Raw genomic sequence first — 14,862 nt, 5'->3', positions numbered from 1 at the left:
TCGTGGGAACTCGGTGGACCACGCAAGGCGATCTCACCCGAGGAGAGTCATGGCTGAGCAGAAGTCGTCGGTCCTCACGGCGCCCCTGCGCGGCGCCGCCTCGGTACTGCGCAGGGTGCCCGGCGCCGGAACGGTGAGCAGGGCCGCGGAGGAAACACTGGACAAGGTCGGCGCGGTCTCGCCCCGCGGACGGCGCATGGCGGTGTACGCCGGTGCCGGCCTGCTCGGCGTGGCGGGGGTGGTGGAGTGGCCCGTCGCGGTCACCGGCGCGGCGGTGGCCTGGCTCACCCAGCCCCGGCCCGGCCACCCGGGGGACGCGGGCGCGCACGGTCCCGAGCCCGCACACGACCTCGGCACCGCGGCCCTCCGGTCCGGCGCCGGTGGAGGGGCCCACGGACACACCGCGGGGCCGAGGGACAAGGAGACCGGTCCGGCATCCGGTCCGCGGGAGTCCGCCCCCGGTGTCAGGGCGTCGGCGGCCAAGACGTCCTCCGGTCCCCTCGGGCCGGCCGCCCGGCCCGAACGCACCACACTCTAGGAGGCCACGTTGCCCGGTCTGCTGACAGTGCCGTCGGCCGCAGCCCGCTTGCTGCCCGCGGCACCACGCCTGCTCGTGCGGGCGGCGGCACCGGCGGTCGGAATGGCCGCCGGTGCCGCCGCCGGAACAGCGCGCGCCGGTGTGCGCGGCGCGGACGCCGCGGCGCGGGTCGCGCGGGTGGCGCGCAACGCGATGCCGGGCGCCGGTGACCACTGGCGCGCCGGCGCCCGCGCCCACCTGGCGGTACGTCCGCTGGAGCGGGACCAGGCGCGGCACGCGGGCGGCACCGCGCACCTGGCACACCGGATGGCCGAGGCGTTGGCGGAGCATCCCGATGTGCTCGTCGCCTACTGGGACCAGGGACTGGCCCGCCTGGTGGTGACGGCGACCGGCGAGGAAGCCGCCGACCGGGTCCTGGACCATGCGGCCGACCTGGCCGAACGGCACGGGCTCGCCCTCGCGAGCGGGGACGTGGAGGAGACCACGCACCCGGCCGACCCGGCAGGGGTACGCGCCGCGGTGGCCATGCTCGCCGCCGACGGTGTCGGCATCGCCGTCGCCCTGACCGTGTACACGCTGCGACTGCCGCCCTCGCCCCGGATGGTGACCGCGGCCGTGACCCTGCTGCGGGAGAACCCGCGCTTCCGCGGCTGGTTGCGCGGCCGGCTCGGCGACACCCCGATGGAGCTCGCGCTGGCCTGTGCGAACGCCGTCGCGCACGGCGCCGGGCAGACCCCCACCTCCCTGGTCCTCGACGGCGCCATGCGGGCCTGCCAGGTGGCCGAGACGGTGGCCCGTTCCGCCGCCTTCGACGCGGTGCACGACCAGTTGTGCGCTCCGGACCGGATCAGCCTCGCCCCGGACGGCCCGCCGCGCCCGCCGCTGCACGTCTCGCCGGCCCAGGAGTACGCCGCCCACGCCTCCATGGGCAGTGTGCTGGGCGCGGCGGCCACCCTGCTGGTCAAGCACGACGGTGCCGAAGCGGCGGAAGCGGTGCTGGCGGGCTCCCCGAAGGCCGCCCGGTACGGTCCCGCCGCCTTCCACGCCGTACTCAGTGCCGCGCTGGCCCGCACGGGCGTACTGGTCCGGGAACCGAAGCGGCTGCGCCAGCTGGAGATGGCCGGGACGGTCGTCCTGCACTCCGGCGCGCTGCGCACCGAGGACGGCGAGGCCGACCCGTGGGCCGAGCCCGTGCTCGACGCGGCCCGCCGCGCCGGGCTCCGGGTCGTCCTCGTGGACGATCCGGCGCTGGAGGACTTCACCGGTCTGGCCGACCAGCTGGTCGACGCCCGCCGGCCGCTGGACGACGTCGTCTACGAGGCGCGCGGCGAGGAGGGGGCCGTGCTGGTGGTCGCCCGGGTGCGCGGGGCCGACCAGCACGACGTCCTGGCCGCCCTGCGCGCCGCCGACGTCGCGGTCGCCCTGACCGACCGGGACGGCGCGGTCGTCTGGGGCGCCGACATCCTGGCCCTGCACGGCCTGCCCGACGTGTGGCGGGTCCTGACCTCGATCCCGGCCGCCCGGACGGTCGGCCGCCGGGCCCAGACGCTGGCCCGCTCCGGTGCCGCGCTGTCCGGGCTGCTCGTCGCCGTCGGCGAGTCCGGCGGCGGCAAGGGCCACCGGTCCATGCTGCCCGGGCTCCGGCACGCGCCGGTCGACGCCGGTGCCGCGATGGCGCTGCTGTCCGGGGTACGGGCCGCGGTCGGGGTGGCCGTCGCCCGCGCCCCCCACCCGCGCCCCCGGGTCCACTGGCACGAGCTGGACCCGGACCAGGCCCGGGAACGGCTGGCCCACGAACCGGTGGCCGACATCGGCACGTTCGAAGCGCTGACCGCCCGGATGCGTAAGGCGGCCGAGGGCGTCACCCGGCACCCGGCCGCCGCGCCCGCCCGCTGGAGCTACCGGCTCGGCCGGGCCGTCCGGCTGGAACTCCAGGATCCGCTCACTCCGGTGCTGGCGGTCGGTTCGGCGGCGTCGGCGATCCTCGGCTCCGTCGTGGACGCGCTGCTCGTCGTCGGCGCCCTCGACCTGAACGCCCTGGTCGGCGGCGTCCAGCGGCTGCGGGCCGAGCGGGCGCTGTCCGGGCTGGTCGCGGAGCAGAAACAGAAGGCACGCCTGGTGCCGGCCGAGGACGAGGCCCCGTCCGGCGGCACCCGCACCATGGAGGCGGGCCGCCTCCGGCCGGGCCATGTGATCCAGCTCAAGGCGGACGACGTCGTGCCCGCCGACGCCCGGCTGCTGTGGCAGGACGGGCTGGAGGTGGACGAGTCCGCCCTGACCGGCGAGTCGCTGCCGGTGGAGAAGCAGACGGATTCCACCCCGCACGCCCCGGTGGCCGACCGGAGCTGCATGGTCTTCGAGGGGACGACCGTGGTGGCGGGGGAGGCCCGGGCCGTCGTGGTCGACACCGGCGACCGCACCGAGGCCGCCCGTGCCGTCCACCTCGCGGCCCGGACGCCCCCGGCGGCCGGCGTGCAGGCCAGGCTCCAGGAACTCACCCGCAAGGCGCTGCCGTTGACACTGGCGGGCGGTGCCACGGTGACCGGCCTGGCACTGCTGCGCGGCACGCCGATCCGAGAGGCGGTCAGCGGTGGAGTGGCGGTGGCCGTGGCGGCCGTACCGGAGGGGCTGCCCCTGGTGGCGACGGTCGCGCAGCTGGCGGCTGCCCGGCGGCTGAGCCGCGGCGGTGTCCTGGTGCGCACCCCGCGCACCCTGGAGGCGCTGGGCCGCATGGACACCATCTGCTTCGACAAGACCGGCACGCTCACCGAGAACCGGCTGCGGCTGGTGCGCACCGCCGACGCCGAGGGCGCGGTGCACGGGGTGGACGACGCCGGGTCCGAGGAGACGATCCGGGCCGCCGCGCGGGCCTGTCCGCGGATGAACGGCGACTCCGACCGGCCGGTGCACGCCACCGACGAAGCCGTCCTCGCCGCCGCCGGCCCCGATCCGGACTGGACCCACCTCGCGGAACTGCCCTTCGAGGCCGCGCGCGGATATGCCGCCGCCGTCGGCCGCAGCGGGGACGGCCCGGCCGTACTCGTGGTCAAGGGCGCTCCGGAAACCGTGCTGCCCGCCTGCTCGGGACTGCCGGGGCACGCCTCCGAGACCGCGCACGGGCTCGCCGGGAACGGCCTGCGGGTACTGGCGGTGGCCGAACGGCGGCTCGACCAGGGCGAGCAGGAATCCGAGGCCCTCGAACGAGCGCTGGAGAACCTGGAGTTCACGGGACTGCTGGCGCTGTCGGACGTGCCCCGCGAGACTTCCACGGCCCTGGTGAGCGGGCTGAACGGGGCCGGCGTACGACCGGTCATGCTCACCGGCGACCATCCGCAGACCGCGCGGGCCATCGCCGCCGACCTGGGCTGGCCCGAGGACACCGTGGTGGTCACCGGCGACGAGCTGGCCGCGGCGGACCGCGCGGCCCGGGCCCGGATGCTGCGCGACGCGGGGGTGGTGGCCCGGGTGGCACCCGAGCAGAAGCTCCAGGTCGTGGAGGCGCTGCGGGACGCGGGCCGGGTGGTCGGCATGGTCGGCGACGGCGCCAACGACGCCGCGGCCATCCGCGCCGCCGACATCGGTGTCGGCATCAACGCCCGGGGCTCGGCCGCCGCGCGCAACGCCGCCGACATCGTGCTGACCGACGACGACCTGACGGTGCTGATCGACGCGGTCGGCGAGGGCCGCGCCCTGTGGCACAGCGTGGCCGACGCCATCGCCATCCTGATCGGCGGCAATGCGGGCGAGGTCGGGTTCGGCATTCTCGGGACGCTGCTGTCCGGGCGGGCGCCGCTGTCCACCCGGCAGATGCTCATGGTGAACCTGTTCACCGACCTGTTCCCGTCGATGGCGGTGGCGGTGACGGAGAAGGAGGGCGAGGCGGACCTCACCAACGTGGAGGAGGCCGCCGGCGTCCTCGGGGAGCCCCTGCTGCGGCAGATCCGGCACCGGGCCCTGACCACCTGCCTCGGCGCGCTCACGGCCTGGCTGATCGGCCGCTTCACCCCCGGCACCGCCCGCCGCTCCAGCACCATGGCGCTGTGCGGGGTGGTGGGCACCCAGCTGGTGCAGACCCTGCTGGACCGGCGCGACAGCCGTCTGGTGCAGATCACGTCCCTGGGCTCGGCCGTGGCCCTGGTCGCCGCGGTGCAGACCCCGGGCGTCAGCCGCCTCTTCGGCTGCACCCCGCTCGGCCCCGTCGCCTGGGCCGGCGTCGTGGCCGCGATCGCGCTGGCTCTGGCGGGCCAGCGGACGCTGCCCCGCCTGGAACAGACCATCGGCCGCCTGCTGCCGACGTGACCGGGCGAAGTGGTCCCGCCTGCTGCCGACGTGACCGGGCGAAGTGGTCCCGCCTGCTGCCCCCGTGACCGGGCGAAGTGGTCCCGCCTGCTGCCCCCGTGACCGGGTGAGGTGGTCCCGCCTGCTGCCCCCGTGACCGGGTGAGGTGGTCCCGCCTGCCGCGACGTGACCGCGTGAGGTGCTCCCGCGCGCTGCCGACGTGACCGCTGGTCCCGCGCGCTGCCGAGGGAGACGGGGTGCGGTGGTCAAGTGGTCCGGCGACGGCCCGCCGGGTGACGCCTCTGGGGCCGCCCGACGATTCGGGGCGGGGCCGGGTCGGGTCAGACCGATCGGTGGTACTGGTCCGGAACCCGCACCTTTCCGCCCAGTTCCCGTGCGGCCTGCCGGGCCCAGGACGGGTTGCGCAGCAGCTCACGGCCCAGCAGCACCGCGTCGGCCTCGCCGTTCGCCAGGATCTTCTGGGCCTGCCCGGCCTCGGTGATCATGCCGACCGCGCCGACCGACAGCGGCGTCTCGGCCTTCACCCGGGCGGCGAACGGAACCTGGTAGCCCGGCCCGGTCGGGATGCTGACCCCGGCCGCGTTCCCGCCGGTGGAGACGTCGAGCAGATCGACGCCGTGGGCGTGCAGGTCATGGGCGAAGCGGACGGTGTCGTCGGGGCTCCAGCCGCTTTCCTCCAGCCAGTCGGTCGCGGAGATGCGGAAGAACACGGGCTTGTCCGCGGGCCACACCTCGCGTACGGCGTCCACGACCTCCAGGGCGAACCGGGTGCGGTTCTCGTACGAGCCGCCGTAGGCGTCGGTGCGGTGGTTGGAGTGCGGGGAGAGGAACTCGTTGATCAGATAACCGTGGGCGCCGTGGACCTCGACGACCTCGAAGCCCGCGGCGAGCGCCCGGCGCGCGGCGGCGGCGAACCGGTCGGTCACCTCGGCGATTTGATCGAGTGTCAACGCGGCCGGAACGGGATGCCGTGCGTCGAAGGCGACCGCGCTCGGGGCGAGCGGCTGCCAGCCGTGCGCATCCGGCCCGAGGGGCGCGCCGCCCTTCCACGGCCGGTCGGTGGACGCCTTGCGGCCACCGTGGCCGAGCTGGATCCCCGGCACGGTGCCCTGGGCGGTGAGGAAGCGGGTGATCCTGCGGAACGCCTCCAGCTGGGTGTCGTTCCACAGCCCGAGGTCGTAGGGGGAGATCCGGCCCTCGGGCGCGACCGCGGTGGCCTCCGTCAGGATCAGACCGGTGCCGCCGGTGGCGCGCGCCGCGTAGTGCGCGAAGTGCCAGTCGTGCGGGGCGCCGGTGAGCGGGCCCTCCGGTTCGGCCGAGTACTGGCACATCGGGGTCATCCACACCCGGTTCGGGATGGTCACTTCACGCAGGGTGATGGGCTCGAAGAGCGCGCTCACGACGGACTCCATTCGTCACGGACCGCTGGTCGCCTTGTACGGTACTCCTCGTACTACGACAGGTGTCAAACTACGACACCTCTCGTACCATGGTCGCCGATGAAGTATTCCCGCGACGAAGGGGCCGGCCGCCGTGACCGACACCGCCACCACCGGCCGCGCGCTGCCGCACCCGGGCCGGGAACAGATCAGGCTGGAGTCCGTGCTGCACGCGCTCTCCGACCCGATACGGCTGGAGATCGTGCGCGAACTCGCCGCCAGGGAGGTGGAGCTGTCCTGTTCGCAGTTCGACCTGCCGGTGACCAAGTCCACCACCACGCACCACTTCCGGGTACTGCGGGAGAGCGGGGTCATCCGGCAGGTCTACCGTGGCACGGCCAAGATGAACGGCCTGCGCCGGGACGACCTAGAGGGTCTTTTTCCGGGGCTCCTCGACAGCCTCCTCGCCGCCGCCGACCGGCAGGCCGGCCGACTCGGCGAGGGCGGCTGAACCACCCTCCGCCTCGGCGGAACGGCTTTTCGCCGGAAGGTGGTTGAAGAGCAGGTTCAGTACGATCGCCGACAGGCAGCCCGCGCTGATACCGCTGTTCATCACCGTCTGGAACCAGTCCGGGAACTTCTCGTACACCGTGGGCACGCCCACCGGCAGCGTGCCGATCGCCACCGACACGGCCACCACGGTCAGGTTGTCGTTGTCCCGGAAGTCGACCCGGGCGAGCGTCCGCAGCCCGCTCGCCGCGACCGTCCCGAACATCACCAGACCCGCCCCGCCGAGCACCGGCGCCGGGATCGCCGCCACCACCGCGCCCAGCTTGGGCAGCAGACCGAGCAGCACCAGCATTCCGCCGGCCGCCGCGACCACCCATCGGCTGCGCACCCGGGTCATGCCCACCAGGCCCACGTTCTGCGCGTACGCCGTGTACGGGAAGGTGTTGAACACCCCGCCGAGCACGGTCGACACGCCGTCCGCGCGCAGCCCGTCGGCCAGCGGGCGCGGCTCGACCCTGCGCCCGGTCAGCTCGCCGACGGCGATCAGGTCACCGGTGGTCTCGGTCATCGTCACCAGAGCCACGATCAGCATGGAGACGATCGCGGACGCCCGGAACTCCGGCGCCCCGAAGTGGAACGGCGTGCTGATGCCCACCCAGTCGGCGTCCCCGACGCCGCCGAAGTCGGTGAACCCGAACGGCACGGCGACCGCCAGGCCGACCGCGATGCCGAGGAGCACGGCGATCCGGGAGAGAAAGGCGGGCGCGAAGCGTTGCACGCCGAGCACCACGGCCAGCACGAAGCCCGCCAGCGCGAGGTTCTTCGGCTCCCCGAAATCCTTCGTGCCGGCGCCGCCCGCCGCCCAGTTGCCCGCGACCGGCAGCAGCGACACCCCGATGATCAGGATCACCGTGCCGGTCACCAGCGGTGGGAAGAAGCGCAGCAGTCTGCCGAAGACCGGCGCGAGCAGCATGATCGACAGCCCGGCGACGATCACCGAGCCGTAGATCGCGGGCAGGCCGCCCTGCGTCGTCCCGATGAGCACCATCGGCGACACGGCGGCGAACGTGCACCCCTGCATGATCGGCAGCCGCACCCCGAACCGCCAGAACCCGACGCACTGGATCAGCGTGGCGATCCCGCACACCAGGAGGTCCGCGGTGATCAGGTACGCCAGGTCGGCGGGCGACAGCTTCATCGCGCCGCCCACGATCAGCGGCACCGCGACGGCGCCCGCGTACATCGCGAGCACGTGTTGCAGCCCGAAGGCGGCCAGTTGCCGCACCGGTGGGATCTCGTCGACGGGGTGCACGTCTGCGGTCGTGTCCATGGGAACTCCATGCGGCGGGTGGGGAGCGGCATCCGAACAGAACGAGACCGTAAGGGCCTTGAACAGTTTGTTGATTTCCGGACTGTTGCCGGTGTGTGTCCCGGCCCCCGCCCGGCCGCCGGACGCTCCCCGCGGGCTACGGCACCCGCGCCGCCCCTAGCAGCGTGTCCCAGTCGGACAGCTTGACCACGCTCCGCCCCAGGCGGGCGCCCAGCTCGGCCTCGGCCCGTTCGATCGCCAGCCAGCCTTTCCAGGGCACGGGTTCGATGCCCGCCGCCCGCAGCGCCGCGACCGGGTCCGCCGGCAGATCCGCGCGGCCGAGCGCGGGAGCGTCCGCGAGCAGGGAGATCACCGTCTCCTTGGCACAGGGCCGGTTGGTGCCGATGACCCCGGTCGGGCCCCGCTTGATCCATCCGGCGACGTACTCGCCGGGGGAGGGCGCGCCGTCACGCAGCACGCGACCCTCCTGGTGCGGGATGGTGCCGCTCGCCGGGTCGAACGGCAGCCCGTGCAGGGGCACTCCGCGATAGCCCACCGAGCGCAGCACCAGCTGCGCGGGCACGTCCTCGTACCGGCCGGTGCCGGTCACACCGCCCTGGTCGTCCGGTACCGTCCGTTCGAAGCGGACGGCGCTCACCCTCCCGCCGTCGCCCAGGAGTTCCACCGGCCGCAGGAAGAACCGCAGCCGGATCCGGCGCACGGCTGCCGCGGAGGGCTGCGCCGCCCAGCCGCGCAGCACCTCCACATTGCGGCGCGGCCCGGCCGGCAGTGCGCCGGGGTCGGCCGGATCGAGCGCCAACTCGGCCTCCTCCACCACCACTTCGGTGCCGGGCAGGCCGCCCAGCTCGCGCAGCTCCTTGGTGGTGAAGCGGGCTTGTGCGGGGCCCCTGCGGCCCACCATGTGCACCTCGGTCAGCCCGCTCGCCGCAAGCGCGTCCAGTGCGGCCTGCGGGATGTCGGTGGGACGCAGCTCCGTCACCCCCCGCACCAGCATCCGGGTGACGTCCACCGCGACATTGCCCACCCCGATGACCACCGCCGACCGCACCCCGCGCAGGAAGTCCGCGTCGGCCGCGTCCGGATGCGCGCTGTACCAGGAGACGAACTCGGTCGCCGACCAGCTGCCCGGCAGCTCCTCGCCGGGGATCCCCAGCCGCCGGTCGGTGGCGGCGCCCACGCAGTACACGACCGCGTGATAGAGCTCCCGCAGCCGCTCCACCGGCAGGCCGCCGGGGCCGCCCACCCGGACCCCGCCGAGGAAGCGCACCCGCTCGTGCTCCAGCACCGTCCGCAGACTCCCCTGGAGGGACTTGATCTTCTCGTGGTCGGGGGCGACGCCGTAGCGGACGAGCCCGTACGGGCACGGCAGCCGGTCCAGGACGTCCACGTGGACCCCGGGATCACGCTGGACCAGGCTCTGAGCGGTGTAGCACCCGCTCGGCCCGGAACCGACGACGGCGACACGCAGCACAGCGGTACTCCTTGCCCGAAGGAGGGGCGTGCGGACACTTCCAGCATGGCACCGCCGCGGTCCGGTGGGCAGGGGCTGGTGGAGTGATCCGGACGCGTGTCAAATCGTATGGAATGTGATCGCGGGGTTACGTTGCGTGCGTGCTAGAAGCATCCCTTCTCAATCTTTCTGATCGGAACGTGGAGGATGGCGCGGTCTCCGTGTGGCCCGCGTGGGAGGTGCGGGAGCACGACGGCGTCACGAGGTGGTTCCATGTCCGGCTGGCCTTTCCCGACGGCGCCGGGGTCGACGCCCTGGCCGTGGTGAACGGCGGGCGTGTCTCCGTGGAGGACGTCACGGCCCGGCCGGCCCTCTCCCTCGCCGACCTCACGGCGCTCGCCGACTGGATCGACGGGCCGTTGTCACAGGCATGTGGCGTGACGGCGAAGGAGGACCGCACGCGCGGTGGCGCGGGCGCGGCCGAGGAGACGTACGGCGGCTGCCCGGCCGAGGAGGCGTACGGTGACGGTCCGGTGGAGGTGGTCGGTGCGGGATCGTACGGTGACGGCCCGGTGGAGGTGGTCGGTGCGGGATCGTACGGCGACGGTCCGGTGGAGGTGGTCGGTGCGGGATCGTACGGTGACGGCTCGGCCGAGGCGGTCGGTGCCGGATCGTACGGTGACGGTCCGGCCGAGGCGGTCGGTGTCGCACCGGACGGCGGTTGCCCGAACCCGCGCCGCGCCCGGCCGGTCTGGCCGCGCGGCATCAAGGGCCGCCGGCTCGTCGCGCAGGAGTACCGCGCGGCACGGGACGGGGGCGCCGATCCCGTGCTGGCCGTGATGAACGCGACCGGGCACAGCCGCCGCCGATCCCTCCGGCTCATCGCCCAGGCGCGGGACGCGGGCCTCCTGGCACCCCGTCACGCCCGGCGCTGACAGGGCGACTCGGTCCCGTCAGGGGCTGCTCGGGCGCTCCTCCGTGGCGAAGAACCGGGACAGATCCTGGTCGTCCGCCTTCGCGTCCGGCTCGCTCTCCGGGGGCACCCCCATCTCCCAGTCGAGCCCGTAGCGTTGGAACAGCTCGGCCCGCAGTACACGTACGGGCATCGGCACTCCCGGCACCAACGCCGAGTACACGGCGCCCATCAGCAGCGACCGCAGCATCGGATAGTCGGCCGAGACGTTCTGCGCGCCGTACCGGGCGACGGTGCCGCTGAGCAGCTCCGCCAGTCGGCGCTGTTCCGGACACTGCACGAAGCCCTCGGCCTGGAGCAGGCCCGCCATGTGCTGGCGCATCAGCACGGGCCGGTCCCGGGCCAGGCCCAGGATCGCGTCGACGGCACGGGCCAGCCGCTCCCGGCCGTCCTCGGTGCGCGGCTCCCGCTCCAGTGCCTCCTCCAGCGTGCGGTGCATCAGCCGGTGCACGGCGGACTGCACCAACTGGCGTTTGCCGGGGAAGTAGTACGACACGAGCCCGCGTGCCGAACCGGCCCGGTCCGCGATGTCGCCCAGCGTCGTGGCCTCGAACCCGTGTTCGCCGACCAGTTCCACGGCCGCCTGCAGCAGCCGTTCCCGGGAACGCCGCCGCAATTCTTCATTGACCGAGGCGCTGCGCGGGGACATTCTGAAACTCCTGCGTTGACTGGCTGCCAGCCAACTATACTCAACGCATCTGGGAGGCCCCCTGTTTGGGGCTCGCCCGGAACAGCCGTCCGTCTGAGGCGACGCGGGGGATCGTCTCAGGCGGACGGCGCTCAGCTGTGCGACCGGTACGGGCGTCGTCGCTCCCGGCTCGACTCGGAAACCCTTCCTCTCACGCCGCTCCCTTGTCTCCTGACGCCGGTTCAGATGGCGCGTCCGGCCCGCCCCCGGTCCGCCGACAGCATCCGCGCAGTGTGATCGCCTGGTGACCTGCAACGTTGCCACTGGCATCGATGATCGAAGTGCTGGGAATACCGGCCGTGTACCCGTTCAGCTCATCAGATCCAGTACCGGCAGCAACGCGTCGGGGCGCTCGGTCACCGGCAGGTGGTCCACGAAGTGCACGCCGCAGCCGAGGGCCGCGGCGCCGCCGTCCGCCGCCCTGCTGTCCCCGACCATCAGCACCCGCCGCGGATCCGCGCCGAGGGCCTCGCAGGCGATCGAGAACAGTCGCGGATCCGGCTTCTGCACCCCGTGTTCGTACGACAACGCGTACGTGCCCACATACACGTCGAGGCCGTGCTCGCGGAACACCGGGCGCGGATCCCAGCCGATGTTGCTGACCACGCCGACGCCGATCCCGCGCTCGCGCAGGGTGCCCAGCACCTCGGCGGCGTCGGGGTACGGGGTCCAGGCGGCGGGTGACATGTGCCGCTCGTACAGGGCGTCGTACAGCGCGGGCTCCGGCAGCGGCACCCGGCGGGCCATGCCGGTGTAGGCGGCCCGGTGCAGTTCCGCGCTCTTGTCCCGGACCGACCAGGCGTCCGCGAGGTCCGTCGGCAGCTCCACCGGCTCCACGCCGCCCGGCAACGCCCCGGCCGCCTCCAAAGCCCGGGCGGCAGCGATCAGTTCGGGTTCGGGCAGGGCGTGACCGGTCTCGGACAGCACCGCGCGCAGCCAGGACTCGGTGGACTCGACGCGGAACAGCGTCCCGGAGAAGTCGAAGAGGACAGCGGTCATGGGCGGGACTCTACCGGCGTGGGTGAACCGGTAGTTCGGGCCGGCGGTCGCGCGGCCACTCGTACACCGTCACGGCCAGTGCCACCAGCAACGCCCCCGACAGCCATCCGCCGAACACGTCCGAGGGCCAGTGCACACCCAGCCACACCCGGGTCACGCCCACCCCGGCCACGGAGACGAGCGCCACCGTCACCGCCGTGCACCACAGGGCACGGCCCGGGCCGTGGCGGTGCAGCAGCCACAGCAGCAGGCCGCAGACCACGGTGGCGGTCATCGCGTGACCGGAGGGGAAGGCCGCGTAGTGGGCGGTGTCGACGGGGTCCCGCCAGACCGGGCGGGGGCGGTCGACGGCTGCCTTCATCGACTGTTGCGCGAGCGTGGCCACGGCGCAGGTGACCGCCAGCCACAGCGCCGTCCACCAGGCCGCGCGGCGCCAGACCAGCCACACCACCACGGCCGCGCACAGCAGGCGCATGGTCAGCGGGTCCCACACCCAGTCCGACAGCACCCGGAAGGTGTGGGTCGTCGCGCGGTCGTGGACCGCCCAGCGGTGGGTGGTGCGGGAGATGTCGCCGTCCAGGGTGAGCAGCGGGTGCCAGCGTGCCGCGACCAGGGTGACCAACACGACTGAGCAGACGGCGAGGGCGGCACAGACGCGGGCGGCCGTGCGGGGCGGGGCCGGCGGGTCGGGGGACGGTGGCGAGGGGGGAAGGGTGGGGCGACGGTGCATGCCGCGATCTTTGTTGATCGGGCGGCTGTGGCCAAGACCGGCATGACCGAAATCAGCTCGGACGCAAGCCACCGCCGCGCGACGCGGTGGTCCCGCGCCGGCACGGGGCTCGGACGCAAGCCACCGCCGCGCGACCGGTGGTCCCGTGCCGGCACGGGGCTCGGACGCAAGCCACTGCCGCGCGGACGCGGTGGTCCCGCGCTGTCACGGTTCGGCTAGGCCGGTCCCGGCCCGGTATCGGCTCCCGTCGCGTCAGCCCAACGCCCGCAGCCCCGGTACCAGCGTCACGAGTACCGGGAGGACCGGCACCAGTGCGGCGGTCGCCGTCAGGCGCAGCCGGTGCAGGGCCGGGAGCCGGTCGGGGGCGGTCAGGAGCCGGTGCACGCGCTGCGGTACGTGGGCCTGCGGGGCCGGACCCGGCCCGAACACGCCCCGTTCCTCGTTCAGCTCGACCAGGGCCAGCGCCGTCGTCAGCCGGCCGAAGCGACGGGAGGCCATGTCGTCCGCGGCCAGCTCGACCAGCCGGTGCATCTCGTCGCGGAACGCGGCGAACACCGGGACCTGCGGGAATCCGCCGGCCAACGCGGCCGAACAGTGCCGCAGCCAGTCGTGCCGGGCCTGCGCGTGTCCCTGCTCGTGGGCGAGGAGCGCGTCCAGCTGCCGTCCGTCGAGCCGACGCAGCGCGGCCGTGGTGACGACCAGCCGGGGTGCGGCGCCGGGCAGCCACCAGGCGTCCGCGCGGCCGCCCTCCAGCACCACCAGCCGGCCGCCCGTCGGCTCCTCGCCCGGCAACAGCGGCGCGCGCACGAGCAGTTCGGCCCGTCGTCCACGTCGCCGTACCCGGGCCCGTACGATCTCGCGGACCAGCATCGCCAGACTCCACAGGCCGGCGCAGGCGAGCAGCACGGCGGTGGGCGCCGCCCAGGGGCCGGCCGTGCCGAGGGCATACGCGTCCACGACCGCGCGCGGCGCGGCGGCGAACACCTGCCCGCGCACCGCCTGCCAGGCCGCCGCGGCGCTGAGCGTCATCGACAGGGCGCAGCACAGCAGGACGGCCGCCACGACGCACTGCCACACCCACAGGGCGACGACCGGCTCGCGGTCCGGCCAGTCGGCCCGGGCGAGCAGCCGCGGACCGACGACGGCGGTCAGGGCGCCGAGCAGCAGCAGGGCCACGGGGACCATCATGGTCAGCACCCTATGAGCGCGAGGCCGCTCGGCGGTACGGTCCAAGGTGCCGAAGTGACGTACACAACGCGGGCGTTCCGAAGCCCTCGGCTCACCTCCTCGTCCCGGGCCCGCTGCTCACATCGCCAGCAGCATCGCCACCATCCCGATCCCCATCGACAGCCGGCACGCCCGCGCCAGCTCCGGGCGGTCGCCCCAGCCGGAGGGCGGCGGGGTCGCGCCCGCCGGTGCGACGGCGGGCACCAGCCGGGCGCCGGAGAGCAGCACGTAGCCCACGAAGTACAGCAGGAGCGCGCCGGTCAGCAGCGGCACGCCGGTGCCGCCGTGCGCGTGGTGGGCGGTCTGCGGGGAGACGGCCATCGCCACCGCCATGTAGACCATCGCGGCGCTTCCCACCAGGTGGTGCAGATGGCGCGGGCCGCCGCGCCCGGCCCACAGCGTGCGCAGGGCCGCCGCGGCGAACACGGCCGCGTACACCGGCCACGCCCAGCTCGGCGGCGTGAACACCGCCGCCGGCACGGCCATCGCGGCCATGCCGAAGCCCATCAGCGCCTCGGCGCCCGCGGCCCGGCGCTGCTCCCCGACGCCGCTGCGCATCCGCAGCAGGCAGTAGGTCCCGGTCGCCGCGCACAGCGTGACCAGCAGCCAGGCTGTCGACACCGGTCCGTGCATGCGCACCTCCCGCTCGACGGTCGTCGAGGGAAGCGATGCCCAGGGGCGACGGAGCGCACGCGAGCGCAAGGGTGTACGCGGGGAGCATGCGGGGAGCACGGGCGGT

At 74.2% G+C, this 14,862-nt stretch carries 12 protein-coding genes; 4 read left to right on the top strand and 8 right to left on the bottom strand.

The features are described from left to right. Positions 1-49: 49 nt before the first annotated feature. The gene (locus ACIGYR_RS29505; RefSeq protein WP_399605123.1) at positions 50-538 is read left to right on the top strand and encodes a hypothetical protein; all 489 of its coding nucleotides are present in this window, start codon (positions 50-52) and stop codon (positions 536-538) included. Positions 539-547: 9 nt separating this feature from the next. Continuing rightward, a complete protein-coding gene (locus tag ACIGYR_RS29500) occupies positions 548-4,837 on the top strand; it encodes an HAD-IC family P-type ATPase (protein ID WP_400014344.1) in 4,290 nt (1,429 codons plus the stop codon). 320 nt (positions 4,838-5,157) lie between these two features. On the opposite strand, the gene ACIGYR_RS29495 is transcribed toward ACIGYR_RS29500, so the two are convergent. Further along, positions 5,158-6,237, bottom strand: a complete 1,080-nt coding sequence (locus ACIGYR_RS29495) for an NADH:flavin oxidoreductase/NADH oxidase (RefSeq protein ID WP_399605127.1) — start codon at positions 6,235-6,237, stop codon at positions 5,158-5,160. Positions 6,238-6,370: 133 nt separating this feature from the next. Between ACIGYR_RS29495 and ACIGYR_RS29490 the strand changes: the two genes are divergently transcribed. Beyond that, positions 6,371-6,727: an ArsR/SmtB family transcription factor gene (locus tag ACIGYR_RS29490; protein ID WP_399605129.1), complete on the top strand. Its 357-nt coding sequence runs from the start codon at positions 6,371-6,373 to the stop codon at positions 6,725-6,727. Here the strand turns inward: ACIGYR_RS29490 and ACIGYR_RS29485 are convergent. Both ACIGYR_RS29485 and ACIGYR_RS29480 read right to left on the bottom strand, forming a co-directional pair. Beyond that, a complete protein-coding gene (locus ACIGYR_RS29485; RefSeq protein ID WP_399605130.1) occupies positions 6,644-8,056 on the bottom strand; it encodes a nucleobase:cation symporter-2 family protein in 1,413 nt (470 codons plus the stop codon). The genes ACIGYR_RS29490 and ACIGYR_RS29485 overlap by 84 nt on opposite strands. Before the next feature lie 136 nt (positions 8,057-8,192). Continuing rightward, the gene (locus tag ACIGYR_RS29480) at positions 8,193-9,527 is read right to left on the bottom strand and encodes an FAD-dependent oxidoreductase (RefSeq protein ID WP_399605132.1); all 1,335 of its coding nucleotides are present in this window, start codon (positions 9,525-9,527) and stop codon (positions 8,193-8,195) included. A gap of 140 nt (positions 9,528-9,667) precedes the next feature. Here ACIGYR_RS29480 and ACIGYR_RS29475 point away from each other — a divergent pair, with 140 nt between their 5' ends. Next, the gene (locus ACIGYR_RS29475) at positions 9,668-10,441 is read left to right on the top strand and encodes a DUF6214 family protein (protein ID WP_400014342.1); all 774 of its coding nucleotides are present in this window, start codon (positions 9,668-9,670) and stop codon (positions 10,439-10,441) included. Positions 10,442-10,459: 18 nt separating this feature from the next. Here ACIGYR_RS29475 and ACIGYR_RS29470 read toward each other — a convergent pair whose 3' ends face one another. The 5 genes from ACIGYR_RS29470 to ACIGYR_RS29450 form a co-directional block, all read right to left on the bottom strand. Further along, positions 10,460-11,128, bottom strand: coding sequence for a TetR/AcrR family transcriptional regulator (locus tag ACIGYR_RS29470; RefSeq protein ID WP_399605134.1), 669 nt, complete (start codon positions 11,126-11,128; stop codon positions 10,460-10,462). Positions 11,129-11,476: 348 nt separating this feature from the next. Next, positions 11,477-12,166, bottom strand: a complete 690-nt coding sequence (locus ACIGYR_RS29465; RefSeq protein ID WP_399605136.1) for an HAD family hydrolase — start codon at positions 12,164-12,166, stop codon at positions 11,477-11,479. 10 nt (positions 12,167-12,176) lie between these two features. Next, a complete protein-coding gene (locus tag ACIGYR_RS29460) occupies positions 12,177-12,896 on the bottom strand; it encodes a phosphatase PAP2 family protein (RefSeq protein ID WP_399605138.1) in 720 nt (239 codons plus the stop codon). A 252-nt stretch (positions 12,897-13,148) separates the two neighbouring features. Next, positions 13,149-14,084 carry a M56 family metallopeptidase gene (locus tag ACIGYR_RS29455; RefSeq protein WP_399605139.1) on the bottom strand — a complete coding sequence of 312 codons (936 nt, stop codon included), beginning with the start codon at positions 14,082-14,084 and terminating at the stop codon, positions 13,149-13,151. A 117-nt stretch (positions 14,085-14,201) separates the two neighbouring features. Continuing rightward, the gene (locus ACIGYR_RS29450) at positions 14,202-14,756 is read right to left on the bottom strand and encodes a DUF5134 domain-containing protein (protein ID WP_391843625.1); all 555 of its coding nucleotides are present in this window, start codon (positions 14,754-14,756) and stop codon (positions 14,202-14,204) included. Between the last annotated feature and the right edge of the window lie 106 nt (positions 14,757-14,862).

Source organism: Streptomyces sp. NPDC053076, from assembly GCF_044546845.1.
In the GTDB taxonomy this organism is placed as follows: Bacteria; Actinomycetota; Actinomycetes; order Streptomycetales; family Streptomycetaceae; genus Streptomyces.
This window is presented reverse-complemented; position numbering and strand designations above follow the sequence as displayed.